Annotated in this window: 24 protein-coding genes; 2 read left to right on the top strand and 22 right to left on the bottom strand. The window is 70.8% G+C overall.

The annotated features are described in order from the left end of the window. Window positions 1-7 precede the first annotated feature (7 nt). Complete coding sequence (locus ET495_RS04175; RefSeq protein ID WP_129202841.1) at window positions 8-193, top strand: hypothetical protein; 186 nt, start codon at window positions 8-10, stop codon at window positions 191-193. Between the two features lie 517 nt (window positions 194-710). On the opposite strand, the gene ET495_RS04170 is transcribed toward ET495_RS04175, so the two are convergent. The 4 genes from ET495_RS04170 to ET495_RS04155 form a co-directional block, all read right to left on the bottom strand. Next, window positions 711-2,396 (bottom strand): ribonuclease H-like domain-containing protein, encoded by a 1,686-nt coding sequence (locus tag ET495_RS04170; RefSeq protein ID WP_129202840.1) that lies wholly within the window; start codon window positions 2,394-2,396, stop codon window positions 711-713. A 310-nt stretch (window positions 2,397-2,706) separates the two neighbouring features. Continuing rightward, entirely contained in the window at window positions 2,707-3,225 is a 519-nt protein-coding gene (locus ET495_RS04165; protein ID WP_129202838.1) for a tetratricopeptide repeat protein, read from the bottom strand. A gap of 180 nt (window positions 3,226-3,405) precedes the next feature. Further along, complete coding sequence (locus ET495_RS04160; RefSeq protein ID WP_211340907.1) at window positions 3,406-5,103, bottom strand: DUF726 domain-containing protein; 1,698 nt, start codon at window positions 5,101-5,103, stop codon at window positions 3,406-3,408. A gap of 167 nt (window positions 5,104-5,270) precedes the next feature. Continuing rightward, complete coding sequence (locus ET495_RS04155) at window positions 5,271-5,564, bottom strand: hypothetical protein (RefSeq protein ID WP_129202836.1); 294 nt, start codon at window positions 5,562-5,564, stop codon at window positions 5,271-5,273. Window positions 5,565-5,617: 53 nt separating this feature from the next. Between ET495_RS04155 and ET495_RS04150 the strand changes: the two genes are divergently transcribed. Then, window positions 5,618-5,974: a hypothetical protein gene (locus ET495_RS04150; protein ID WP_129202834.1), complete on the top strand. Its 357-nt coding sequence runs from the start codon at window positions 5,618-5,620 to the stop codon at window positions 5,972-5,974. 1,009 nt (window positions 5,975-6,983) lie between these two features. Here the strand turns inward: ET495_RS04150 and ET495_RS04145 are convergent. The 18 genes from ET495_RS04145 to ET495_RS04065 form a co-directional block, all read right to left on the bottom strand. Beyond that, window positions 6,984-8,042 (bottom strand): helix-turn-helix transcriptional regulator, encoded by a 1,059-nt coding sequence (locus tag ET495_RS04145; RefSeq protein WP_129202832.1) that lies wholly within the window; start codon window positions 8,040-8,042, stop codon window positions 6,984-6,986. 96 nt (window positions 8,043-8,138) lie between these two features. After that, the gene (locus ET495_RS04140; RefSeq protein ID WP_129202830.1) at window positions 8,139-10,274 is read right to left on the bottom strand and encodes a peptidase domain-containing ABC transporter; all 2,136 of its coding nucleotides are present in this window, start codon (window positions 10,272-10,274) and stop codon (window positions 8,139-8,141) included. Continuing rightward, the gene (locus ET495_RS04135) at window positions 10,271-13,228 is read right to left on the bottom strand and encodes a type 2 lanthipeptide synthetase LanM family protein (protein WP_162616362.1); all 2,958 of its coding nucleotides are present in this window, start codon (window positions 13,226-13,228) and stop codon (window positions 10,271-10,273) included. Before ET495_RS04135 ends, ET495_RS04140 begins: the two co-directional genes overlap by 4 nt. Window positions 13,229-13,316: 88 nt before the next feature. Beyond that, window positions 13,317-13,487, bottom strand: a complete 171-nt coding sequence (locus ET495_RS17535; protein ID WP_162616361.1) for a hypothetical protein — start codon at window positions 13,485-13,487, stop codon at window positions 13,317-13,319. 182 nt (window positions 13,488-13,669) lie between these two features. After that, window positions 13,670-14,506 carry an ABC transporter permease gene (locus ET495_RS04130; protein ID WP_129202826.1) on the bottom strand — a complete coding sequence of 279 codons (837 nt, stop codon included), beginning with the start codon at window positions 14,504-14,506 and terminating at the stop codon, window positions 13,670-13,672. Continuing rightward, window positions 14,503-15,510 carry an ABC transporter ATP-binding protein gene (locus tag ET495_RS04125; RefSeq protein WP_129202824.1) on the bottom strand — a complete coding sequence of 336 codons (1,008 nt, stop codon included), beginning with the start codon at window positions 15,508-15,510 and terminating at the stop codon, window positions 14,503-14,505. The genes ET495_RS04130 and ET495_RS04125 overlap by 4 nt, the downstream gene beginning before the upstream one ends. 22 nt (window positions 15,511-15,532) lie before the next feature. After that, complete coding sequence (locus tag ET495_RS04120; RefSeq protein WP_162616360.1) at window positions 15,533-16,678, bottom strand: iron-containing alcohol dehydrogenase; 1,146 nt, start codon at window positions 16,676-16,678, stop codon at window positions 15,533-15,535. A gap of 59 nt (window positions 16,679-16,737) precedes the next feature. After that, complete coding sequence (locus ET495_RS04115) at window positions 16,738-17,553, bottom strand: ABC transporter permease (RefSeq protein WP_129202820.1); 816 nt, start codon at window positions 17,551-17,553, stop codon at window positions 16,738-16,740. Next, the gene (locus tag ET495_RS04110; RefSeq protein WP_129202818.1) at window positions 17,550-18,551 is read right to left on the bottom strand and encodes an ABC transporter ATP-binding protein; all 1,002 of its coding nucleotides are present in this window, start codon (window positions 18,549-18,551) and stop codon (window positions 17,550-17,552) included. Before ET495_RS04110 ends, ET495_RS04115 begins: the two co-directional genes overlap by 4 nt. Then, complete coding sequence (locus ET495_RS04105) at window positions 18,548-19,300, bottom strand: hypothetical protein (protein ID WP_129202816.1); 753 nt, start codon at window positions 19,298-19,300, stop codon at window positions 18,548-18,550. Before ET495_RS04105 ends, ET495_RS04110 begins: the two co-directional genes overlap by 4 nt. Next, a complete protein-coding gene (locus tag ET495_RS04100) occupies window positions 19,300-20,196 on the bottom strand; it encodes an ABC transporter ATP-binding protein (protein ID WP_129202814.1) in 897 nt (298 codons plus the stop codon). The genes ET495_RS04105 and ET495_RS04100 overlap by 1 nt, the downstream gene beginning before the upstream one ends. After that, entirely contained in the window at window positions 20,189-20,389 is a 201-nt protein-coding gene (locus ET495_RS04095) for a PLDc N-terminal domain-containing protein (protein WP_129202812.1), read from the bottom strand. The genes ET495_RS04100 and ET495_RS04095 overlap by 8 nt, the downstream gene beginning before the upstream one ends. 2 nt (window positions 20,390-20,391) lie before the next feature. After that, window positions 20,392-21,354 (bottom strand): 5,10-methylene tetrahydromethanopterin reductase, encoded by a 963-nt coding sequence (locus ET495_RS04090; protein ID WP_129202810.1) that lies wholly within the window; start codon window positions 21,352-21,354, stop codon window positions 20,392-20,394. Then, a complete protein-coding gene (locus ET495_RS04085) occupies window positions 21,351-22,292 on the bottom strand; it encodes a T3SS effector HopA1 family protein (protein ID WP_129202808.1) in 942 nt (313 codons plus the stop codon). The genes ET495_RS04090 and ET495_RS04085 overlap by 4 nt, the downstream gene beginning before the upstream one ends. Beyond that, window positions 22,289-23,299, bottom strand: coding sequence for a phosphotransferase (locus tag ET495_RS04080; protein ID WP_129202806.1), 1,011 nt, complete (start codon window positions 23,297-23,299; stop codon window positions 22,289-22,291). The genes ET495_RS04085 and ET495_RS04080 overlap by 4 nt, the downstream gene beginning before the upstream one ends. A gap of 15 nt (window positions 23,300-23,314) precedes the next feature. Continuing rightward, a complete protein-coding gene (locus tag ET495_RS04075; RefSeq protein WP_129202804.1) occupies window positions 23,315-24,427 on the bottom strand; it encodes a serine hydrolase in 1,113 nt (370 codons plus the stop codon). 135 nt (window positions 24,428-24,562) lie between these two features. Next, window positions 24,563-24,718 (bottom strand): signal protein, encoded by a 156-nt coding sequence (locus ET495_RS04070; RefSeq protein WP_129202802.1) that lies wholly within the window; start codon window positions 24,716-24,718, stop codon window positions 24,563-24,565. Between the two features lie 203 nt (window positions 24,719-24,921). After that, window positions 24,922-25,191, bottom strand: coding sequence for a helix-turn-helix domain-containing protein (locus tag ET495_RS04065; protein WP_129202800.1), 270 nt, complete (start codon window positions 25,189-25,191; stop codon window positions 24,922-24,924). Window positions 25,192-25,494: the final 303 nt, after the last annotated feature.

The following is a 25,494-nucleotide window of genomic DNA, read 5'->3' as shown; positions in this document are numbered from 1 at the left end:
GTGGCACATGGTCGACTCCGCTCCCCCGCCGGTTCCCCACATCGTCGCAGACGGCCCCGCGCTCGCGGCCCCGAACGCCGTCGACACCTGGGACCTCGCCCCACGCACACCGTCGGCGCGACGCACTCGCGGACCGACCGCGGCACGGCACGGCACGGCACGGCACGGCACGGCACGGCACGCGACCGTCTGATCCCCTGGGAGGTCCGGGCCGGGATCGACCTGGACGCGGCCGACGCGCGACGTCTGCAGTCCTGGCTCGACGACCTGTACGAGGCCTGCGGCCTCGCAGGCGCCGGAGTCGCCGCGATCATCGCCGGCATCACCTGCGAGGCGGGCTCCTGGCAAGGGCGCGTGCGTCGTGTTCGCTGGGAGCGCACTCATCGGTGGTCTGGCCGCCCGGCGTGCTCTGGGCGTCATGGGCGCTCGCGACGCTCCCGCGCCGGCCGCAGGTTCCACGCCCGGTGGCGCTGACTGACACGCAGATCTGCTCACCGCCGACCCCTGGACCCCGGACCCCTGGACCCCAGACGGTTTGAGGGTGCCGTTCGGAGACGCGGTAGTCGGTGGCGCGTGCTCCGCAACGACGACCGGCGGCGATCGCACAGATCACGTCGGCTGCTGGAACCCCGGCCCGGCGGCGGGCGCACGCACGTCAAGCGCTTCGACGGCTCCCCCGCAGCTCGTCGCGCCGCCCCCGTCGCCGACCGTCATCTCTGCGCCGCTGGGCAGGACCTTGAGGCTCCGTCGCCGCTCTTGGCCGCGCGCAGGCCATCGCGAATCGCCGCCTGGGCGGCGACGTCGGACTGGTTGTAGGCGTGCAGCCAGGCTCGCGACGCTGCCGCCGCGTCGGGGTCGTCGCCGCGCGCCGTCTCGATGTGCGTCTGTGACTGCAGGCCACCGGCGTCGTCGACGGACCAGGAGAACCCGAACAGCGGCGCGACCACCTTGATGGACGTGCCCCTTCGGGTGAGGAAGGACGCGCGCAGCCACGCCTCCAGGTCGAACGTGCGGCCCTCCAGGGCCGCACGCACCTCGGCGTACTTGAACGTGCGACTCACTTCGGGGCTCGTCCAGTGGTAGATCTGCAGCGCCTTGCCCTCCGCGGCCGCGGACGCGGCCAGCGCCTCGACCTTTGCCGCGAACTCGACGGCGAGGGCGCGGGCGCCGTCGTCGTCGAGGGGGACGTAGGAGACGACGGGATCGAAGACCGCGGTGGCGTCGTCCTGCCCCTCGCGGATGCGTACGCCCCACAGGTAGATCCGCCCGTCGAGGTCCCACTCGATGTCGAAGTCGACCTCCACATCCGCGGACGGGATCTCAGGCCAGGCGTCGAGGGGCTCGATCTCGACGCCCGCAGTGGTCATGCCGGCGCGGCGCACCAGGGTGGCGAGCTTGCGCTGGGCGCGGGTGCCCGGTTGGGTGTCGCGGGCGTCCCACCCGGTACAGGTTGCTGGGTCCAGCGCGGAAAGGTCGGTCAACGTGGTGATCTGGTGGGCGTCGCGCAGGTGTCGCCACTGCTGCGCGGTCGGCAGTCCGGTGTCGATGGCGAAGGATGCGTCGTCGGGCCCTGCGACCTGGTGGCAGTACGAGGACCACGCGCAGGCGCCGCACTCGGACACGTGGAACGGGCGGACCAGCTCCTTCCCTGACCGGGCGGCGTGCGCGACCTTCAGCCGGAACGCGAACTCATGGTCGTACCGGTCCAGGAGCGACCGCTTCGCCCGCCCGGCAGACGCGGACGCCGAGTAGGTGGCCTTGAACGGCGTGGTCAGGTCGTACCACCGGATCAGCCACGGGTCGCCGCCCTCGGGCGTGAAGTCGGAGTTGCCGATGATCCCGCCGATCAGGTGCTCGTCGCCGGCGTGGAACCCGAGGTCTTGCAGCATGCGCGTGTAGTGCGCGAGCTGGACGCCCTCGTCCTCACGGTGGGTGCCCGAGTCGGACAGTCCCGCCACGGGGTGCAGGTCGGCTGGCGCGTCCACGGTCGAGACGATCGCCGACCGGGTCTTCGCCTCGGCGCGCGTGCCATTGTTCTTCACGTCCACGGGCACGTACCCGTCCCCGATCCGCACCAGCACGTCGGGCGCTCCGGTGCGCGGTCCGACGTCGGGCAGGCGGCCGTTGACGATCACGGCGACGCCGTCGCGCATCGCCGCGAGAGTCGCCTCCCGGTTGGCGTCCCACCCGTTCTCGTCACCCAGCAGGACAGCGCCGGACGTGCGCGCGAGGCGGGCGTTGACGTGTTCCTCGAACGCGACGCCCTCGCCGAGGAGGAGCTGCGTCGCCTCGTCGAGCGGCGGCTTGGGCGGCGACGCCGGCGAGAAGTCGTTGTGCACCGCGCGGGCGCAGTTCTTCGCCGGGTACCCACCCAGGACGATCTCGGCGGACGGCATCGATGCTCCCCTCGCTGCTGCCCCCCATCCTTGCCGAGCGGCGACAGCGTCGCAGCCCTCGCGGCCGCGTGTCGTCGAGCGCGCGACGCAGCGGGGCAGCGCTCCGGAGCGCAACGACGACGACCCGGATCGCGGAGGCCGCAGTACCCCAGCCCCTAGCGACATCGGCGCGGCTCCGCGCCGAAATCTACGCCGAGGACGTCCCTGGAATGCCTGTCGTCATCAGTGCGTGGCCGCGCGGGCTGTCGATGCGGCGCGACCTTTCGCTCGACACCACAGACGTGGCTCGTCGAGGGTCGGCGTTCGAGTGCTACTCGTGCGCCGGACGGCCCCGGTCGTACCAAGCAGCGAGCCCCTCCAACCCGGTCGCGTAGCGGCCCAGGTCGGTGACCTCGGCGTGCCGCGTGACGATGGCGAGCAACTCGGCGACGGCCTCGTCATGACGTCCGACCTCGTTGAGCGTGAGGGCACGAAAGACCCGGACCGAGTCGGACTCCGGGAACTCACCGCGGGCGCGGTCCAGCACGTCGAGCGAGGCGTCGTGCTCACCGAGCCAGCGCAGCGTGCTGCCGTACTGGCACAAGCAGCGACGGAGATTCTCGCCCGTGAGCCCGAGGCCGAGGGCTTCCTCATAGCGAGCCCTCGCTTCGGCTTCGTGACCCGCAGTGTCATAGGCACCTGCGACCTCGTAGGTCAGGACGGGATGGCCCGGGTGCTGAGCGAGCAGATCCTCGAAGTAGTCGATCGTCGGTGCCATGTTGTCTCGATCGCGGCGCTCGTAGCCGAGCGCGATCGCGGTTTCGAGCTCGGGGGTGATGCTGAGCGTCATGGGCGCGATGGTAGGCCCCCGCTACTACCCAGGCTGGAGTGTCCGGCGGCGCAACACAGCTCCCCGGGGCTTGCTGGCTCGGCCGATGGAGAACGCTGGTGACCAGAGTGGATGTGACTGCATGCGTATGACATGGCCCGGCGGCGACGTGCCGACCCAGGTACCGACGCCGGACACCGCTCAGGAAAGCTGGATGCGGTCTTGGTACTGGAAGTGGTCTTTCACGACCTCGGAGACGTCGACGTTCACCAGTTTGGCTGTCGGGGGCGTGAACCCGACCAGGCCCGCCGCGGTCTGGCCAGCCTGTGCCACCTTGTAGACAATCCTGAGGATGTTGTCGTTCGCGGAGTAGTACCCGTACACGGCGTCGTCAACGGCCGCGGTCAGGGCGGTCCAGTCCCCCTTGGCGCCCATCGCGGCACCGAGCAGATGCACGGCTTGCACCCGCGGGCCGCCGGGCTTCGTGCTCAAGGCTTCCGCGGCCACCGCCATCACGCGTGCCCCCAGACTGTGACCGATGAGCACGTAGCTTTCCGCGTCCGTACGGGCCAGGAGGTCACCGACGACGACGCCCGTCTTGTCCGCACGGTTCTTCGCGACGTGCCACGGATTCTTGGCGAGATCCGCCGCGAGCAGGGCCGGTCCGAACGCCTTTCCGAGGAGCTTCGCTCCCAGCTTGGTCGCCTTTGCTGCGCCGCCCTTGAGGACGAGGATGCCGCTTTGCTTGCCGGCAATCCCCGCGCCCAGCACGCCGAAGTCCTTGAGCTCTTTGGCCCCCCAGCGGACGCGATACACCGGCGAGTCCGGGTACCGCGCGTCGACCAGACCGCGCCAGCCACCCCACTTCTCCGCGTCGCCCTCGGTGAGAAAACCATTGGCCACGACGACCGGGACACCACCGCTGCCGGGTCGCAGCAGTTCGATGCGGAACGACTTGTCCTCCCGGACGTAAGCGTTCGACACGGACGCGCCAAGCGCACCACCCACCGCAGCGCCGACGGCAGTCACGACGGCGGTGCCACCCGCCATTCCGAGGCCGCCCGCCGCGATCGCGCCGCCACCCAGGAGCGCAAGACCGTGGGATGTTGCGGCGGCGCCAGACAGCCCGCCGAACATCCCGAGGGATCCGATCGCCCCACCGACGGCCGGTGCCGCTAGCAGCGCCGCCGGTGTCCCGATCGCGAGTCCTGCAGCCCCGAGCACCGCGATCTTCGTGGCTCTGCTCAGGTTGGCCTTCTCGTACTTGAGGTAGTCCTCGTAGTCATGCAGACCGCCGATGTTCTGAACGGCCTTCTCGAAGCCAGGGATGTCGTGCCGGTGCTCGGCGCAGTACTGCGGCACCCGGACGGCACCCCCTTCACGAATCGCCATACTCCCGCATCCCGGCGCCACGCACGGGAGGGTCGGCGTCCCGCACGCCTGGCACACATACACGGGCATCTGGCCACCGGGGCGGTTCGACTTGTGGTGCTCCGCCTTGGTGAAGCACGACGAGCACCAGCCGGTCCTCGACTCATCAGCGTTCACTTCATCCGCAACATCAGCGATCCACTGCGCCACCTTCGCGAACGCCTCGGACTGCTTCTCCGCGAGCTTTCGGCCCGCCGCGACGAGTTCGAAGGCCGCCCGCTGTTCTTCGGGGTCGGGAATCTCGGCGGCGAGAGCGTCCGACGTCGTGTGCACCATGTACCAGGCCTTCGCGAAGGCCCACATATTGCTCACGAGCGCCGGGTTGCCGTCCAGCGCGCTCCCCGCCTCGGGGACCGGAGCGACGTCGTCGATCGCACCACCCAAGGTGAGTTCAACACCCTGATCCGAGACGACCTTGACCTTGAGCTGCGTTCCATCGACAACATACGCGTGAAGAGTGCCCGGCATCCGCGCATCGTGGCACACCAAGCCTCTGGCAGCGCAGCACGATGGCGTTCGCGGGAACACACGCTCGGACATCCCACCCAATCCCGGCATATGGTCCCGCGCACCTTCTGCCGGCGCCGACCAACGCCAGATCAACCGTGGCGAGCACCACGAGCGACCGCTGCGCTTCACCACCGGTGCGGGCGAGCCCCGTGCAGGTCGAAGAAGAACGGGTCTCCGTGACCCGTCGAGTGCGGGCCCTCGGAGGCCGATTCGTTGGCACGCACGAGCCTCCGATGGTGTGGCACGTACACAGCCTCGACCACGACAGGGGCGTAGCCCGTGCGCTCCAGACCGAACTCCTCCTGAGAGGAACTGGTCACTTTGAACGGCGCGCCGGGGCGCGCGTGCCTCCACGCAAAGACCGCCACTGCGAGCGTCACGAGGCCCACCGCGAGGGCCACCCGATCGTCAGAAGTCAACGCGGGATGCTATCGGCCCGTCTGCGTCACCGGCTGCCCCTACCCTCGGCGCCATGCTCACGTCCTCTGACGCCCTCCGAGACGCCCGCCCGACGCTGAAAGAGGCCACCGCCCGCGGGTCCTACCTCGCCGCCCTGGAGGCCCAACACGCGGGCGCGCCGGACGCCGAGCGGGCCGCCTCGCTGGTCAGGTACGGGCGCCTCTGGGAGGCCCTCTCGGCGTGGATTGACGACGGCGTGACGCCGCGCCCCGCGGACGCTCCCGACGTCGCCCCGCGTCTCGTGTCGGCCCTCGCTGGTGTGTGCCTCCAGACCTACTCCGCGACGCCGCCCGAGGCCCGGGCGGAGGTCCTCCCGGCGTTCGTCGGAGCCCAGATCGCCCTCGAGGCATGGCTGTGCGCGCCCGCCTGACTAACGCAAGTGACCCCGCCTTCCGTCTGGAGAGCGGGGTTCTTCGTCCATTTGCACGGTCTCGGCTTCTGTCCCGCGAGCGGAGCCGCCCCGCACGCGCACCGCCACCGCGAGCCGTCCCCATACACGTGAACGATCCGCCCGCCCCCCCTCCCGCACGTGCCGACCGCGTCGGACCCGACGGTCTCGCGCACGATCGCCGCCCGTGCGGCGGACGCCGACTGGGCGTTGAAGGCCATCAGCACCGAACCTGGCCTCCGCCATGTCCGACCGTTGCATGTTCAGGTCGAAGACCTCGGGGGCCGACTCGATGCTCTCCCAAAGCTCGGTCATGGCGTCGTCGAACGCCGTGGACCATCCGTCAAAGGAGGATCACCGCAATGGAAGATCATCTCCAGGTGCGATGCACGGCGCCGTGGTCGTCCACCATGTCCCGCCACCTCCAGTGCCCGGCGCTGCGCCCTGAGCCGGTACGCGGTTCTGGGTCACCAGTCCCAGATGCGGATCCCGGGCTCGTGGTTCCCACCGCCATTGAGCGGTGAGGCGATCACCGCGACGGACGCACCCGTGATGTCGGAGGTGGACGCTGCTTGAGCCGATACCGCGGCGCAGACAGCGGCAACTGCAGCGAGCGCGGCAGTACACACGGTGGTACGGATCGTCGACATATCGACTCCAGACGTAGTGATCGATGTGCTTTGTGCTTGTTGTTCCAGGCCCCCTCTCGGGGCCTGGCGACGGCGCCATCCTGCGCGGCTCGCCAGTATGACCACAATGCCCGGTTCGGGTCATGACAGGTTGCTGCAGGATCGTTCGGGCCAGACCGTTCAGGCACCGTCGGACGGTGTTGACAATCGTGGAGTTCCGTCAGTTCCGCGAGGTGCGGCGGAATGCAGCACACTCGTACGGCCCCGATGGCAAGAAGAGGTCACGGCCGACACCGGCCATCGGGCGGATCCACGAGAATGGCGAAGGACGAGCGAGCGGTGTGCCCGGGCCCGTCCGCTCGTCACCGTCGTTCAGGAGGCGGTACCGCCCGGGTCACACGCGACTCGGCCAGCCGCGTCGCCGTCGACGGCGGGATCCACCCGCGTCCGACCGCGAGCACCCCGGCCTGGAACCTGCTCTCCGCACCCAACTGCTCGAACAACGCGGCGATGTGCCGACGACATGTCCGCACCGAGATGCCAAGCCTGCCCGCCAACGCTTGGTCGGTGAGGCCCATGCTCAGCCCGGAGAGGATCGTCCGCTGGAGCGCCGCCAGGCCGTCGCCGCCCTCCGCGCCTTCCGGGTCGGGGGACGCGTGGAACGGACTGGCGAACTCCCAGGCCGCGTCGAAGACCGCCGCGAACGCGGCGACAACGTCCGGGGCGCGGAACACGAGCGCGGCGCGGTCGGCGGCATCCCGTTGACGTGCCACGAGCGCGAACTGCCGGTCGAAGATGAGCATGCGGAAGGGGACGACGGGCAGGGTGCGGAACTGCGCGCCGAGCGGTTCCAGCTCGGCGACCGTCCGCTGCGTCGGCAGATGGTCGCGCCGACGGTGGTGGTAGAGCGTGCGGCGCGCGACGCCCTGCTCGAGCAGCGCCCGGTCCTTCTCGTTGGACTCCTCGTGGCGCTTCACGCTGCCGTTTGCACCGGGCTGGACGATGAGCACCTCACGCGTCACCCGTCGTCCGACGTCCATGAGGAAGCGCAGCACGCTCTCCGGATCCTCGATCGTCTCGACCTGGGAACTCGCCACGGCGCTCTCGCGCGCTCGTCGATACGCCGGCAGAAGCGCCAACAGCTCGCGGCGGTGGTTCGTGACCGCCGCGCGGAGCTCCTGGATCTGGCGCTCGTCGTCGTCGACCAGCTCGGCGAGCGCGACGTCGGGGGCACTCGCGACCAACGCTTCGGCGCCGCCCGCGTGAACCGCGGTGAGCAGCCGGAACCTGACCAGCTCCGCCTGCGCACCCTCGACCTCGTCCAGATGGAGGCCCAGGTCCTCGGACGCCGTCTCGATCGTCCAGTCACCGCCACGAGCACAGATGTAGAGGTAGAGATCCACCGCTGTTGCACGAAGCATGCTGGTGCTTGGCGCCACGTCGGTCACACCAGAACCCTACGCAGAAGTGCAGGACCTCCGCCAACATGCGCGCGAGAGGGTCACATTCCGGACATCTCACACAGGGATCAATCCCGCCGCGGCGCTGGTTCGAGACGAGTAGAGCTCCCAGTACCGGCCGCGTCGGGCCACGAGCTCGGCGTGCGTCCCCCGCTCCACGATCCGGCCCTCGTCCATGACGCAGATGAGGTCGGCGTCGATGATCGTCGAGAGGCGGTGCGCGATGACGACGCGGGTCGCGTTGAGTCCACGGAAGTACTCGGTGACGGTCGACTCGGCCTCGTGGTCGAGCGAGCTGGTCGCCTCGTCGAGCACGATGACCGACGCACGCTTGAGCGCGGCACGCGCGAGCGCGACCCGCTGGCGCTGCCCGCCCGAGAGGTTCTGGCCGAGGGGGGCCACCGGCGTTTCCAGCCCGAGCGGCATCCCAGCGACGTCGTGGGCGAGACCCACGCACTCCAGAGCCTTGGCGATCGCGTCGTCAGACACGTCGCCGACCCCCCGCAAGAGGTTGTCGCGCAGGGTCCCGTGGTCGAGAACGACCGACTGGGGCACGTAGGCGACGTGCGCGTAGTACGCGTCGCGGTCGTAGTGCGCGAGATCGTTCCCTCCGACCGCGACACTGCCCTCGGTGGGGCGGTGCAGTCCGACGATGAGTCGACCCAGAGTGCTCTTGCCCGACCCCGAAGGACCGACCAGCGCAACCATGGACCCCGCCGGGACGTCGAGCGTCACACACCGCACGACGGGGGTGGAGAACGTCGCGTAGGCGAAGCTCGCGGCACGCACCGCGATCTCCGTGGACGTGGGTGCCGATCCGGGATCGCCCTGAAACCGGTCGTCCACCGGGTGCACGAGCACGGCCGCTACCCGGTCGAGCATCGCCCAGCCTTCGGCGACGGCGGTCAGCGAGCCGGCGACTGCTGCCACCTGGCCCAGCAGGAACCCGCTCAGTGCCTGCACGGCGACGACGGTGGCGACATCGGCCTCACGCTGCGAGCTGACGATCACGACGATGAGGATCGGTGCGACGAGCTGCAGCCCGGCGGTCAGCGCCGTGAACGCCGCCTGCACTCCCTGCAGCCGGGCGAAAGCCCGCTGGACACGGTTGTTGAGGCTCCGCCACGTGCGGACGTAGCGCTCCTCGGCACCGTTCGTCTTGATCGCCTCGATACCGGAGACGGCCGTGACCTGGACGCCCTGCAGCTCCGCCCGTCGCGCGGTCTCGTCGACCGCCGTCGCCCGGACCGCTCTGCTCGACACCACGGTGAGCAGGACGAGAACGATGATGACCGCGCCCATCGCGGCCAGAGCCGTCACCGACTGCGTCCCGATCCATCCGAGGAGTGCCGCACTGACGATCACTCCGACGGCGACGCCGATCACGTCGGTGGTCAGCAGCACGCGCAGCTGCTGCACGGCATCGAGGTCGAACAGGACCGCACCCGTGCCGCGATTGACGAAGTAGCTGTACGGCAGACGCACGAGCCGATGGAACACCTGCTCGGCCAGCGACCGGCCGAGCACGACGGACGCGAGGATCGACACGGACGAACGCGCGACGAGCAGCAGCGCGTACATGACGGCGATCCCCAGCAGCACCGAGGCGGTCGCCCCCCAGCCGTCGGACGGGCTGCCGTCGAGCACGGCGCCCAGCACCGACGGCAGGCCGATGACCGCGAGCGCCGACACGAGCGCCGCACCGAGCGCCCCGAGCAGCACCCCGGCGTGCGGGCGTGCCAGCCGCGCGAGCACCCGTGCGGGCGACGGCACCGTGCTGGGCGTGCGGCGGGACGCCGGTTCGGAGGTGACGGCAAGCCCTGAGAAGTGCACGTCGAGCTGCGCGTGCGAGATGCGTGCCCTTCCCGTGCCGGGGTCGTAGAGGGTGGCGCCGCGGCTGTCGACGCGGGTCACGACCACGTAGTGGCGGCGATCCCAGTAGCAGATGGCGGGCAGCGGGACGGTCGCGAGGCCGGCGGCCGTGGTGCGATAGACGTGCGGTTCGCAGCCGTGGTCGCGCAGCACCGTGGTGATGTGCTTGACGTTCAGACCGTCGCGTCCGGGCTCGTACCGCCGCCGGAGGTCGGCCATCCGGGTGCCGCTGCCTGCGGCGTGCAGCACCATCGCGCAACAGGCGAGGGCGCACTCGGTGTCGGCGCCCTGGCGGACGAGGTGCACTGCGCGGCGTCTCATCGGGCGATCTCGTGCTCGAGGACGTTGGGGACCTCGGCCTGCGCGTCGAGAAGCAGGAGCCCGAACCCGATGCCCGCCTGGCCGACCATGAGGGAGGAGTTCTGGACCGACTTGCCGATGCCCGCGTCCAGCCGCCCTGGCAGGGTCAGCGTGAGGTGGTCGGTACGGCTGGCGACCAGGTCGAGCAGCTCATCGTCGCCGGTATGGAGGGCGGCTCGGCGCAGGATGACGAGGTTGCCGACGTCTCCGTGGCAGAGCGAGAGGTTGAGCTCGAACGCCGTGGCCTGCACGGTCTGGACGAGCGCGTCGATCGTGGCGCCGCCGTCGCCGTCGTCGCCGCCGTGCTCGGCACGGACGATGTGGGAGAGCAGCAGCCCGGGGGTTCCGTGGCACCACCCGAAGGCACGCTGCGGGTTCTGGGTGCTGATGGCCCACGGGTCCGCACCGAACCGCGACCGTGCCGCACCGGCCTGGGCGAGGGCTCGCGCCGCGGCGGGGTCGCGGCGCGCGTACGGGGCCAGCGCGGCGCCCGTTCCCGCGAGGCCGTGCGCGAAGCCGCTGTAGACGAGGGGTTCGTCCTGGAGCGTGGCGGTGGCGGCGACGACGGCGGCGAGCGCCCGGTCGCGGAGCCGTTCGACCGGGCCGCGATCGGCCGCGGGCAGCCACGGTGCGTCGGCCAGTCCACGGAGGGCGGCGAACACGCCGGTGGTGCCGGCGAGGAAGTCGTCGCTCGTGAGGTCGACGAGGTCTGTTTCCAGTGCTCTCCACAGCGCGAGTCCGGCGGTCGTCCACTCGCTGCGACCCGTCAGGCGGCCTCCGTTGACGAGGGCGTACGCGATGCCTGGGTAGCCGCCGGTCACGCCGCCGGTGACCGCGGCACGGCGTCGGACGTCGTCGTCGAGCAGTTCGTGGGCGCGCACGAGGAGGTGACTCTCGGCGAGGTCGACGAGACTCTCGTCGTCGAGGCTGGTACCGGCTGCCGCCAGGAAGTAGCCGATACCGGTCGCACCGGCGTACAGCTCGTCGCCGAGCATGGTCACCCGCCACGGGTCCGGCCGGGAGGTGTCGGTGATCGTCGCTCCGACCCAGCCCGTCGGGGTGCCGGCGGTGCCGCGCGCGGCGGTGTCGGCGAGGTCTCCCGCGATGCGGGCGACGACGTCGCGCACTGCGCGGTGGCGGGCCCGCGGGGTGGCCGGCGGGGCCGCGCGATGCGGCCAGGTGGGGCGGTCGTCGTCAGGGGCGAGGCGGTCGACGAACGACGCGCGGATGGCGCGCGTGTGTCGTCGCCGCACTGCGGGCGACATCTCGTCGAGACCGCGCAGGGCGCGGTCGAGGGGCGCGCTCGCGAGGACGTCCGCGAGTCGGGTTCCGTCCCAGTGATAGAGGCCGGTGTCGTCGGTGCGCAGGCCGAAGTACGGGACGTCGCCGCGCTCGAGATCGGCGATCTCTGCTCGGACGGCGGCGGCCGAGAAGTGCGTGACCCGTCCGATCGCGGTGCGGTGCAGCAGTGCGCGCCGCAGCGCGGGGGCCTCGAGGAAGCGCGGGTGCGTGGCGAGGCCGAGCAGGCGCGTGTACGCCCAGGTGTTCTGCAGCACCGTGCGGACTCGGACCCCGTGGAACAGCTCGACGAGCCACGAGCGCACGGTCTCCCGGTGCGTGACGACCCACGTGTAGGTCCGCTCGAACCCGTCCGTCAGCGCGTCGAGCTCCGCCCGGGAGACGACGTCGGCGACGGCCCGTGCCGGCTCCGGGAGGCGCTGGTCCACGCCGCGCAGCCGGAGCTGGTCCGTCCCGGGTGCGAGCAGGACGTCCTGGGCCGTCACCGGCGGGAACCCTGGATTGGCTCCGAGGAAACCGAGTTCCGCGGAGAGCTTGCCGGACGCGTCGAGATCCACCCGGGACGGGAGCAGCCCCGTGGAGAGCACGGAGTCCGCGAGCGCTCGCGCCGCAGGGCGCCGGCCCCCGTCACCGGCACGTTCGTTGGCCGAGAACAGGGACTCGGCGTCGATCGCGACCGGCAGGCCGCGATGCACGAGGACGTTCTCGAAGTGCATGTCGGAGGCGCGCACGAGGTGCAGGACCGCAAGCAGTTCCCCACACGCCTGGAAGAAGGCGGGGCCGGGGGTTCGTTCGGCTCCGTCGGCGAACTCCTGCCAGCCGTGGTCGCCCCGGTCGACGGTCCGCAGTGCGTCTATTCGGGTGCCGGCGTGCGTGCCGCACCGGCGGATCAGCTCGGCGAGGCCGGCCTCGGCGGCGAGGGAGCGGGGCTTGTACACCAGCCGCTCGCCCGACGCGAAGGTCACGATCATGACCCCCTGTCCCCCGGCGTGGAGATCACCTTCGGGCCCGTCGACGCGCACGACGACGGGCGCGGGCGGAAGCAGTCCCGCAAGAACCCCGTCGGCGACCGCAGCGTCGAGGCGATCGACGAGTTGAGCCGTCGCCGTCAACGTCGTCTCGACAGCGTCGTCGACCTGGGCGGCGAGGCCCGGGAAGGCGTCGCGGACCGCGGCCTGGAAGGGGGCGTGATGCCCGAGGGCGCAGAACGCTGCATAACGCTCCTCGGTGGTGGCCCCCTGCAGCACGCCCCGGTCACGCAGGGCGTGCAGGACGGCGACGAGGGTTCGCAGGGATGCGGTGTGCACACGCTCGACGAGGTGTCGGTACCGCGCCTGGGCGAGCGCGGCGGCGTGCTCACGGGTGCGGGCGGACGTCGCGAAGACCGCTTCGAGCCGGGTGACGGACGCGGAGGTCGCGGTCACGGCAAACGCCGTCAGGTCGGCATCGGCGACCGCCGGTGCCACGAATGCCTCGGCGGGAACGCGGGCGATCCGGTCGAGGCCACGCGCCGCTCGGTCGTCCTGCGCGACGCCGAGCCCGACGCCGTCGAAGAGGGCAGCGAGGTCGTCGTCGGCGGTGATCTCGGGAAACAACTCGCGAACAGACGCGGTCATCGTCGGCATGGTGCGCCTCTCATTAGCCAGCGAGAATGGAGCGGCGGCCGCCGGTGCGAATACGCACGGCGGCCGCCGAAGGGAACGATCAGCCGCAGGCGATTCCCTGGCACTCCCACGAGAGGGTGCAGAAGCGGCCGATCGTCGACGTGCCCGGGATGGTCCACAGACCTCCCGCGGTAGCGTCCGCCTCAGCGTCGACCTGGTGTGCAGTGAGTTCCAGCGTGACATCTCCCGCCGCGGCGTAGGCGTTGTTCATCACGATTCCCCTTCTCTCTTGTGTTGCCGGCGACTGCCGACAACACAAGCATAGAGAAACCTGCTTTCCCGGGAAGCGCATATGCGAGTTCAGCATAATTCCGCGCGATCGGTCGGGAGGCACAAGAAAAACCCCGTGCACGGCGTCGAAAAAGGAGCCGCGCACGGGGTCCGCCGAGAATGTCAGGCGTCGCGTCTATTGATGAGCAGCCCGCCGAGTAGCAGCGGTACCACGGCCCACAGGCCGACGATCGTGAACGCCTGCGCCTGGGTGAGGGTCTGGTAGCCGGCCTCGAGGGCGTCCCGGATCACCTCGGGCGTCGAGAAGAGCCAGGTTCCGGCGCTCGTCGGCAGCAGGTTGTAGATCGTGCCCGCTGTCTCGCTGGTCGCAAACGGCGCCAGGGCGATCCACGCGACGAACAGAATGCCGACGACGGCGGACACGGCGCCCGCCGTCGAGCGCAGCATCGTCCCGAGCCCGAGAGCGAGCAGGGCGGCGCACAGCAGCGCGAAACCCGACCCTGCGAGCGCCTTCGCGTTCGCCGCGAGGTCGTCGGCGAAGGCGACCCCCAGCAGCGCGAAGCTTCCCCGTGCGACCACGCACGCCAGGGCAAGGCCGACCACCACGACGGCGGCAGCGAACCCGGACAGCGTCACCACCTTGGCCGCCAGCACCGTCGTCCGGCGCGGGACCGCCGCGAACGTCGTGCGGATCGTCCCGCTGGAGTACTCGTTCGTGATCACGAGCACCCCGAGGACGGCGAGCGCGAGCTCGGCGAAGCTGACACCGCCGGTCGCGGCGTCGGCGACCAGGTGTACCCGCGCTTCGTCCATGGCCTTGTAGACGTTCACCGTGAAGAAGGCCCACAGACACAGCACGCCGACCGCGATGGCTGCGGTCCACCACGTGGAGCGCAGCGTGCGCAGCTTGACCCACTCGAAGCGGACCGCGCGCGCGAACGTCCCCGCGCGCGCGTCGACAGGGCGCCGCGTCGGGCCCGGCGGGATGGTGGCGGTCATGCGTTCGCTCCCTTGAGGGTCGTGCTGGCGTTCTCGGGCCCGGCGGCGGCAGGCGGGCCGCCCGGCGGGCGGGCGCCATCTCCGGGGTCACGGGCGTCCGTGCGGTACTCGACCGCGTCCGCCGTCAGCTCCATGAACGCCTCCTCCAGCGTCGACGACATGGGCGTGAGCTCGTGCAGGACGACCCTCCCGGCCGTCGCCGCGGCCGCTGCGCCGATCTCGGCCGCGTCGGCGCCCGTGACCTCGAGCAGCCCCGGCTCCCCGGTGGCCGTAACCTGTGCGTCGCCGCGCTGCAGCAGTGCGGCGAGCTCGTCCGCCTGCGGCGAGCGCACCCGGACGATCTTCCGGGAGAACCGCTCGACCAGCCCCTGCAGCGGCTCGTCGGCGAGGATCCTGCCCCGTCCGATGACGACGACGTGATCGGCCGTCTCCTCGACCTCGCTCATGAGGTGGCTGGACAAGAACACCGTCCGCCCCTCCTGCGCGAGGGAGCGGGCCAGGTTGCGCACCCACTGGACGCCCTCGGGGTCGAGGCCGTTGACCGGTTCGTCGAGGATGACGGTCGACGGGTCGCCCAGGAGTGCGGTCGCGATGCCGAGCCGCTGCCCCATGCCGAGCGAGAATCCCTTGACCCGGAGGCCGGCGGCGGACGCCAGCCCCGTCTGCTCGAGGACGTCCTCGACGCGCCGACGCGGGATGCCGTGCGAGGCGGCGAGCGCCTGCAGGTGCTGGCGTGCCGTCCGGCCGGGGTGCACGGCCTTGGCCTCGAGCAGCCCGCCCACCTCGTGCAACGGCCGACGGTGCTGCGCGTAGGGCTTGCCGTTGACGGTCACGGTCCCGGCGGTGGGCCGGTCCAGGCCCATGACCATCCGCATCGTCGTGGACTTGCCCGCACCGTTCGGCCCGAGGAAGCCCGTGACGGCACCGGGGCGCGCCGTGAACGTGGCCCCCTCCACCGCGATCTTCTGCCCGAACCGTTTGGTCAGGCCGTGCGACTCGATCATCGTCCCTCCGTGTTGGTTGTCATCAACAGTCGTCGTGCGGCGCTCGTCCCGTCCCCCCGGCCAGGGCCGCCTGCGCCGCGGCGAGAACGCGGTCGACCTCGTCGTGTGACACGCCCTCAAGATGCGGTGTCCCCCACGCGGAGAGCACCCGATCCGTGACGGCGTCCCGGTCGAAGCGCATCGGCGTCGTGGCGGCGACACCCCAGCGCCGCGCCAGCGCACCCATCACCGGCTCGGCGTCGTCACCCGTGCCGCCGGCGACGGCCCCGATCCGCTCCACGATCGCCTGCCGCCGTGCGTGGCTGCCCCAGATCGCCTGACCGGAGCGCGAACGGTCCGCGACTGCCGGGAGCACCGCCGCGAGGCAGGCGACCTTGCCGAGCCCTGTCGCCGTCGCAAGCTCGTGCGCCAGGTACCACGACCTGAACGAGAACGGATCCCTGCCCTGCTGCATGGCCGGGGTGTGGCTCAGCCCGGTGAGCCGGGCCGCTTCCTCACGGCTCGCGGCGTCCAGCGTCTCGCCCGCGAGGAGTCGCTCCCCGAACTGCGCCAGCCGAACCACCGAAGCGAGGGCGAGCTGGTCCGCCGCCGAGCCGGCCCGCCCGCCCGCGAACGGCTCGATGGTCCGGGCCAACGCCTCGTACAGTCCGGCGAGCCAGGCCGTCCGGTCGAGCGAGGCGGTGAGCCTGCCGTCGATGACCGCCAGATCCGGGACGAGCGCGGGCCCCGAGACGAGCACGCGACGGTCCCCGACGGCGGTCACCGCGTTGCCGTTGCGTTCGCTCCCCGTGCCGATCGTCGTCGGGGCGGCGAGGAGCGGTGGTCCGCCCTGCGGCAACGTCAGCCGCACGTGCCCCGCCGTGGCGTGCCGGATCGCCCGGACATCCACCCCGGCTCCGACCGCACGCGCCAGCTTCGTGCGGTCCAAGACGGACCCTCCGCCGCAGGCGACGACGACGTCCGACGCGTCGAGCCGCGCCGCCAGGTGCTGTGCGTCGTCGACCGACCCCAGCCCGGAGACCGCGAGCTCGACGACGTCGTCGGCGACCTCGCACCACTCCCGGACGCCCGCGATGCCCGGGGCGTCGCGCAGACCCGCGTCCACGACGAACGCGATCCGCCTCGGCTCGCGGGCTGCCAGCCACCGGGCGGCCTCCCGCGCCCCCACCGGTGCCGCGTGCGCGCCCGGTCCCCTGGGACGGCTGCGGACCGCCGTCGTCGGCGCGCTCAAGCCGTGACCTGGACGACGAGGCTCTCGCGAGCGAACCGGCGAACGATCAGCAGGAAGCAGGCCATGTCGACGACGGCCAGCACGGCCGCAGCGGCCAGCGCCACCGGCGCGCTGAACAGGGTCGCCCCCACGGCCTGCGAGACCATCATGCCGACGATCGGCAGGACGAGGAGTCCGACGATGCCCTGCGCGCCCTGCACGGTGGTGGCCCGCTGGGAGATCGCGACGATCAGGCCGATGGCGAGGAACGCCACGAGCGGGACGAGCAGCAGGCCCGCGACGAGCCATGCTGCCGTCGGGAAGACGACCTGGTGGAACACCCTGTACCCGAGGGCGTTGACAATCACGCCGTAGACCACGAAAGCCACCCAGGCCACCAGGACCGACGGAACCAGCGAGACAAGGATCTTGCCGAGGACCAGCTCCCGGTTCGTCAGCGGCGAGAAGAGCAGCCCTTCGATCGTCCGCTTCTCCTTCTCCCCCACGAAGCTCGCGCTGGCCGTGACGGTCGCGACGAGGACGGGAATCATGAGGAACAGCGGTGCCATGAAGTAGATCAGCAGGGCGTACGCCATCGTCTGGGACTCGTCGAGCCCCGCGGGGACCACACCGTCCGGCAGGTTCCGGAGAAACGAGTCGACCCCGTTGATCGAGGAGGTCACCACCGGGTTCGCGCCCACGAGCAGGACGACGACGGGCAGGACGACGACCAGCACGAGGGGCAGGACGATCACCGGGGCGACGGCCTGCGGGTTCTTCCCGACCTCAAGGATGTCCTTGCGCATCAGCGCCCTCACACGCTGCCAGCTCATCGGTCGCTCCCGTCGTCGTCGATCGTCGCGAAGTACAGGTCCTCGATCGTGTGCCGGCGCGGCACGGCTGCCAGCACGTCGGCCCCCGCTTCGACCAGCCGGGCCACTACCGCGGGGACGTCGCGCGACGAACCGAGCTCGACCCGGACACCGCCGTCGGGCAGGTCGAGCGGCGGCACCTGGCTGGCTTCCGCCAGTACCTGCCGCGCCGCCGCCATCGGGCCCTCGACGGTGAAGTCGACGTCGAGCCGCGGCCACCGCGCACGGATCAGGTCGTCAACTGCGCCCGCGACGCGCATCCGACCGGCGACAAGGATCCCCACCTGGTCGCACAGCGTCTCGAGACCCTGCAGCTGGTGGGTGCAGATGAGCACGGTGACCTCGCGCGTGCGCAGCAGTGTCGACAGGTTTTCGATGAGGTCCGCGGCCGCCTCAGGGTCGAGTCCCGCCGTCGGCTCGTCGAGGATCAGCAGCTCGGGCTCGTGCAGCATGGCGCGCGCGACGGCCGCCTTCTGCCGCATGCCCTTGCTGAACGAGCCCACCGGGTCGTCGGCCCGGTCGGACAGCCCGAACAGCTCGAGCACCTCGACGATCCGGCGGTCCCGCCGCTCGCGTCCCAGCCCGAACAGATCACCCCAGATGGCGAGGTTGTCGCGCAATGACAGCAGGTCGTACAGGTTGCCGTCACACTGGACGCCGACCCGAGCGCGCAACGTGTCGGCGGACCGGGCGGTCAGCGGCTCGTCGAGCAGCCGAACCGACCCGCGGCTGGGGGTCAGCAGCCCGGTCAGCACCCGGATCAAGGTGGTCTTGCCGGCACCGTTGGGACCGAGGAGCCCGAATGCGGAGCCCCGGGGCGCTGACAGGCTCACCTCCGTCAGCACGGGTCGGCTGCCGTACTCCTTGCTGATGCCGTCCAGGCTGAAAGCGAGCTCCAGCGACGCTCCGACAGCGGCTCCCGCCGCACTCTCGGCGCTCAAGGTGGTGTCCCCTCTCATCGTCCGGTCCTTCCTTTCCAGGGGATCGTGGCGGTGCTCATGACACCCGCTGCCAGCACCAGGCAACCGACCAGGAACGGGCGCGCGACCGACGTGATCGAGTCGCCGGAGAGCAGTCCGTCCGGCGACAGCAGCGTCGTCGGCGACCAGGCCATCAACCCGTTCGCCGCCGAGAACAGCCCGGCCACGAGTACGACGGCGGCGACCAGCACGGCCGAGACGAACGGCGCGTTGGTCCAGCAGGCGATCACGCCCGCGAACGTTGCGAACATGATGATGCCGACGGACTGTACCGCCAGGGCCAGCGCGAGCGTGGTCACATCCGCGGCCGTGTTCAGCACCAACGTCACGTACGCGGCGACGACCGCACCGACGACACCGGCGGCCGCGACCCCGATCCCGGCGACTCCGAGCCGCGCCCCGTAGACCTGCCAGGCACCCGGGACACGCGACCGGTAGTACAGCCGGAGCCGATCGTCTGGGCCGATCGCGCACGCCCAACCCACAAGGTACGCGGCGAGCAGCAACGCCAGCTGCGACGAGTTCTTGAAGTACGACGAGACGAGGGACTGCCACGAGGCCTCGCCGACGATGACGGTGATGTTCTCCGATGCGCCGAGCGACCGGAAGATCTCACCGCTGTAGTAGGCGAGCAGAGGCGACGTCATCCCCGAGAACAGGAAGACCGCGCACAGGACGAACAGGCGCCGGGTCCGGACCCACCGGCGCAGCTCGACGACGAAGCTCATCACGCGACCTCCTTGATCCGGGTGACGAACGCCTGCTGGAGCGACCGCTCACCGAAGCTGATCTGGCGGATCCCGTGCGCCCCGCCCGACAGCACCTCGAACAGGGCGGGCAGATCGCGCTCACGCAGCCGGACCGAGAACGGTTCTTCCGGTGCGACGTCTGGCCGCGCGCCCCGGGCGGCCAGGACGCGACACAGCCCCGTGGGATCCGTCACCGCGTCGACGACGATGACCTGGTCTGCCGCCGTCGACGCGAGGAAGCCATCCATGGTGCCCCCGAAGACGAGCGAGCCGTGGTCGAGCACGACGAGCCGGTCCGCGACCGACTCGACGTCGCCCAGGGTGTGACTGGACATGATGACGCAGCGCTCGCGGCCGATCTCGCGGACGATGCGGACCACCGCCTCGCGGCCGACGGGGTCGAGCGCGCTCGTCGGCTCGTCGAGCACGAGCACCGCGGGTGACCGCACGAGCGCCGCGGCGATGCCGAGGCGCTGCTTCATGCCGCGGGAGAAGCCGGCCACCCGCCGGTTCGCGGCGTCTCCGAGGCCGACCGCGTCCAGATGCTCGCCGATCTCGCGCGGCGACGGCACGGCGGACCTGCCGCGACCGAGTGCGGCCGACTGCGCCATGACCTCGCTCGCGGTGAGGAACGGCTCGAAGCTCGGCGTGTCCGTGCAGTACGCGATGCCCTCCGCCGGGCGCGCGATCGTTCCCGCGGTGACAGGGACGAGGCCGAGGATGGCGTGGAGCAGCGTGGTCTTCCCCGCACCGTTGACGCCGATGAGCCCGTGCACACCGTGCGACCCGAACGCGCAGGAGACCTCGTCGAGAGCGGTGACGTCGCCGAAGCGCACGGTGACGCCGTCCGCAGAGACGAGAGCGTCGTCACGCATCGGAACCGGTCTCCGACCGGCCTGCCAGGAGGTAGACGATCCCGCCGAGCGGCACCGAGATGGCGACGGCGACGGCCCAGCCCCACTTCGGGAGGAATCGCACCTCGGTCGCGCGGGCGAGCTCGACGTAGCAGTAGACGACGAACGCCGCCGCCAGGACGACGGCGGGCACGAGGATGGCAGGCTGGTCCATGGTCAGGAGACCTTTCTGGTGGCGAGGTGCTCGGCGAGGGTGTGGAGGTCGTCGATGGCGGCGGCGTCCCCGTGGACGAAGGCGACCGCGGTGAGGTTCAGCACGATCTCGTCGACGCCGCAGCGACCGATGTCGGCGAGATGCTCGGCGATGGACTCGACATCCCCGTAGACGAAGACGTCCTTGCGGACGAGCTCCCGGGCGCTGGACACGATGTCGCTGGGATGGACGTCAAGTCCGGCGCGCTGGAGCATGTCGACGTAGTGCGGTCGGCCGAGATGCCGGAAGCATCCGGTCTGGGCCAGGAAGTTCGCGTTTCTGCCGGGTCGTTCCAGGCCGATGTGTACGTTGGTGACGACGCGGGGCCGTCCGCCGTCCGGGCGGGTCAGTCGCGGGAGGAGGACGTCGCGGACGTAGTTGCGCGGCGTGAGCCACGTGACGACGAAGTCCGCGTTCGCAGACTTGGCCGCCATCGACGGCCGGAGCACGCCCGTACCCACCTCGACCACCGGGCGCGGCACGTCCGGGAGCTGCGCCGCACGGGTCTCGGTGCCGGGTTCCTCGCTGGTCACGAGCTCGCCGTCCAGCAGCGACCGGACGGTCCGCGCATACGCGGACACGAAGCTCGCGGGACGTCTCAAGGGCTCACCCCGAACCGCACGGACGAAGTCCGGGTCCGCCGCGCCGTAGGCGACTGACACCGGGCGGTCCAAGGCCAGCGCCAGCGACCGGGCCTGCAGTGCCGCGTCGTAGGGGGTCCTCAATGGCGCGAGAGCGGTGCCGATTCCCACCGGAACGGCGTCCTCGGTGCCGCCGAGCGTCGCGAGCGCCATGTGGCTCTCGAGCATGAACGACTGCCCCGTCCAAAGCCGGGCGTAGTCGCCTTCGCGCACCACCCGGGCGTACTGCCGCACCATCGCCGCGTCGCTGGGCTGGTGCGGGCACAGGAGCGAGATCTCGGTCATGCCGCCACCTGGGCCGCGTGCGGGCGGGAAGCGTTGCGGGACACGTCCTCGATGAGGATCCCGGCGCCCGCCAGTGCCTCCTCCAGGTGGTCCTGGAACGCGCCCGCACGGGTCAGGGTGGCGACGATCGCGGCGGCGACGGCGGCGCAGCGGCTCTGCCCGAAGCTCTCCTCGCGACCTTGGAGTCGCAGCGGGTCCGCCGCCCGGTACAACCCGGGGGCGACCTGCGCGCACAGCGGCGACCCGGTCGGCGTCATGGCCAGTGTGGCCATCTCGCCGGCGATGATCCCCTCCACGCGGTCGACGTCGGTCGAGGAGTAGAAGACGACCGAGTCGTTGCGCGGGAAGGAGCCCGGACGAGACAGGATCTTGGACCGGAACGAGAGCCCTGCCGCGACCAGCAGGTCGAGCGTCGGTGCCCAGAAGGCGAGCGCGGCCCGCGGGTCCTCGAACCGGACATAGTGGCGGTGCACCTCGGCCGTGGGCGTCGCAGCCTGCGCCGCATCGTGGACGAACATGAAGAAGCCGGGTGTCAGGTTCGGGCGGAGGCTGGAGACACGCGCGTACCGGCGCCCGTCCACCTCGGTGATGTCGGCCTCGTCAAACAGCACACGGACACGGTGCAGCTCGGCGACCTCGCCGACCGGTGCCGACACCGCGATCCGGGCCGGGTCGATCGCGACCTGCACGCCCGGGTCGGTGAGCGCCTCCCGGATCTCGCGCTCGAACGCCTCGTCGGGGAGCAGTGCCGTGGTCGCGATGGCTCCGGGGCTCCCCGCGTGCAGGGTGGCGTACAGCCAGGCGGTCAGGCCGCGACCAGGGTTGTCCCCGTCAAGCGCCAGCGTCTCGCCCCGTACCGTGATCGTGCGGTGGTCGGTGTCGACATCGATCATCGCTGCCAGGTCGGCGGCGGACGGTCCCCTCAGATGGGCGTTCATCGAGCAGCTCCCTCGAACATCTGCGTGGCGCTCTCCGGGTCGATCACGAGCTGGCGTCCGATCCCCGCGAGGCCCCTGTCGACCGGGCTCATGGCGAACGACATCATCGAGCGGGCGATGACACGGTCGAGCACGTACCACCCGGTCCCGCGAGCGAGATCGACCGGGGACGGCGTCACGTCGGAGGTGGAGGTGTAGCCCTCGATGGTCGCGTCGATGACGGGGCGGGCGCCGTCGATCAGCTGCTCGCCGCGTTCCAGCAGCAGCTGGTGCGTCTCCAGCGCTGAGGCGCGCCCGCCGTCGAGCGAGGCGAAGGTTCGCGTGAGCGCGTCGAAGAAGACCGCACCGAGCAGTCCGCACAGGTCTCGCTGGGGTGGCGCGAGGGTGAACTCCTCCCAGTCGACGAGGAGCATTCCCCCCGCCGGGTCGACGAGGAGCTGGTCGGGGCGCACGTCGCCGTGGGCCGGTCGGACCTCGGCGTCACGCTGGGACGCGACCCAGTGCCGGATCGTCTCGCACAGCTCCGGATCGTGCTGCAGCAGACGCCAGCACTCCAGCTCTCCCCCGCTGGCCCGCGCGAAACCCTCCGCGGTGATCCAGTCGAACGCGGAGACCGGTGCCGCAGCGAGGTCGTCCGGGGCGCGTGCCGGGCCCACGTCCTCGGGCAGCAGAGCGTGGAGGGTGCCAAGAAGCTGGCCTGCCTTCCGGAACTCCACGAGCACGTCGCTCGGATCGTGCGCAGTGTCGAGCAGTTCCTGCAACGACTGCGCGTCCACGAGGTACGGGAACGTCACCGTCCGCGTCGTCTCGTCGACGTCCAGGATCGGTGGCGCGAGGTCGGGTGCCGCTGCGGCGCGGACGGCATCCCAGCGCAGGGAGTTCCGGAAACGTCGCTCGGCGTCGTCGGGCTCACCGGAGAACTGCTTGCGCACCACGAGCCCGGAGGCGTCGGCCTCGATCGTGGTGAGGTTGCGCCCCACCTTGCGTTCGACCAGTTCAGTCAGCATCAGTTGCTCCCGTTGTCAGGCGCCGAGTCCAAGCCGCTCGCGGAGCGACTCGGCGCAGCTGAAGGCGTAGATCTCTTCGAGCGCCCCGAGGGGTGCCCCCGCGTTCACGCAGAACGACATGCCCGCCGGGGCCCGGTCGGCGCCTGGCCCGAACCACGCTCCGGCGAGGACGCCGGGGGCCGAACCGCCCTTGAAGAGCACCGGCGCCCGCGCACCGGTCACGGACCAGGGATGCCAGGGCCGGGCGGCCAGCGCGCCCATCACGGAGTCGACGGCGGTGAGCGTCGAGACGTAGTCGTGACCGTCACCGTGCGCGACCCGTTCCAGCCCGCGAACCCGGAGCGTGGCGTCGACCTCGGCGTGCGGCGCATCGGGACTGATCCCCTCGCCCCATGCGGCGAGGAACGTGTCCTTCGTGGTGCGAAACGGCTCGTTGAGCCCGCGCTCCACACCGTGCTGCTCAAACGTCTTGAGAACCCGATCGGGCCCGATGAGCCGCACGAGCAGGTCGGTAGCGCTGTTGTCGGACTGCAACGCGGACAGGCTGCACAGCTCGCCCACCGTCACCTCGGTCCCGACGTGCTCGGCTCCGAGGCCGGCGCTGAGGTAGGCGATGTCGACGTCGCGCAGCCGATGGCTCTCGTCCAGCGCGAGGACGCCGTCGTCGACGCCGGCGAGCACCGCCTCGATCACGAAGACCTTCATGAGCGACGCGACCGCGAGCGGTCCGGGGCGCACGACCTCGACGTGCTCGCCGCGGCGCGTGCAGGTCGAGACGGCGTCAGCGCCCAGGTCGGCGAGCGCTGTCGCCAAGCCGTGCACGTCACGGACCGTCGGGGTCTGCGCCTCGAAGCGGATGCCGTCCAGGCGGCGCTCCCGCGTGGCAAGGACGTAGGTGTCGACGAGGATCCCGCACTCCGCCTCGAGCGTCACGACGGACAGCAGCGGCCCGCGCTCCGCGACGGCGGTGACGCGCGGCCTGCTCATGCGCACGGAGTCGATGACTTCGTGAACCCGCGAGGAGTGCGGGCTGTCGGCGGGACGAGCCAGCGCCTCGTCCACGAACTCGCGTGACGGCGGCTCGACATCGGTCAGCGCCGAGATGGCAGCATCGACGACAGACACCATTTCCGTGCCCTTTCTGTGCGCATGGTAAGAGCGTTCCGATCGCTTCTGACTAGACTGGACGGGTGTGCTGCCGGGCCACGCTCCATGTGGCCCGGCAGCACACTCCTATCCGCTACTCGCGGCGAAACGGACCGATCACGTCCACGACCACGACCACGAGAGCGACAACGAGTAGCTGACGCTCAGGGAGACCGAGGTACCGACGTTGCCCAGCTCGGCCTCGTTGAGGGCGATGTTCTGGATCTCCGACGGCGAGGCGTAGGCGGTGTATCCGCCAAGGACGTTGTGCATGGTTTTGCTCCTTCCGAGTGGAGGGTGCCGCCTGGTGCAGCACCCCAGGAAATGCGTCCGGTCTCGTCACCGAGTTGCCTGTCGACTTATCGATGGCCTTCCCGTTCGCATCCCTGACGTGTTGAAGCATTAACCACGACGCACACAGGACGAAAGCAGAATGCCTTCTAGTCAAGACTGTTGACATCGCCCAAAACGGCGCGCTATCGCACCGCCGGTGCGGCTTCCTGGGGAGCTGCCCGCCGTTCCCACAGGCGCACGATCTCGCGCGCGACGGGCACCAACGCCTCACCGCCCGGTGTCAAGGCGAGGCCGCCCCGCACCCGAACCGTGAGTTGCATGCCCACCGACCGCTCCAGTCCGGCGAGCTGCCGGCTGACCGCCGACTGGGTGTAGCCGAGGGTGGCGGCCGCGAGCGTCACGGATCCCGCATCGGCGACGGCGATCAATGCGGCCAATCCACGCAAGTCCATGCTGGGAACCCTTCGTCTTCTCGAGGCGGTTCGGTCCTGCGCACGCCCGACGAGACTGTCGACGCAGTAACGAGCGTCAAGGCGTTCCGGCGGCGGAGAGGCAGAGCCCCGACGACCATCGACGGCGCGTCACGGACAGCCAGAGCATCCTCGCCCACTCCCGGTCCCGCAGGCGGTCCGGCGCGCCATCCCGGCGGTCCTGTGGAGCAACTCCAGGCTCGGGGCAGGCGCGTCCTGCGATGCCCCCTCGTCGCTGCAGGCCAGCGGTGTGGTCGGGGCGATGCCGAGGACCTTCGACATGGT

This window comes from Xylanimonas allomyrinae (genome assembly GCF_004135345.1).
In the GTDB taxonomy this organism is placed as follows: Bacteria; Actinomycetota; Actinomycetes; order Actinomycetales; family Cellulomonadaceae; genus Xylanimonas; species Xylanimonas allomyrinae.
This window is presented reverse-complemented; position numbering and strand designations above follow the sequence as displayed.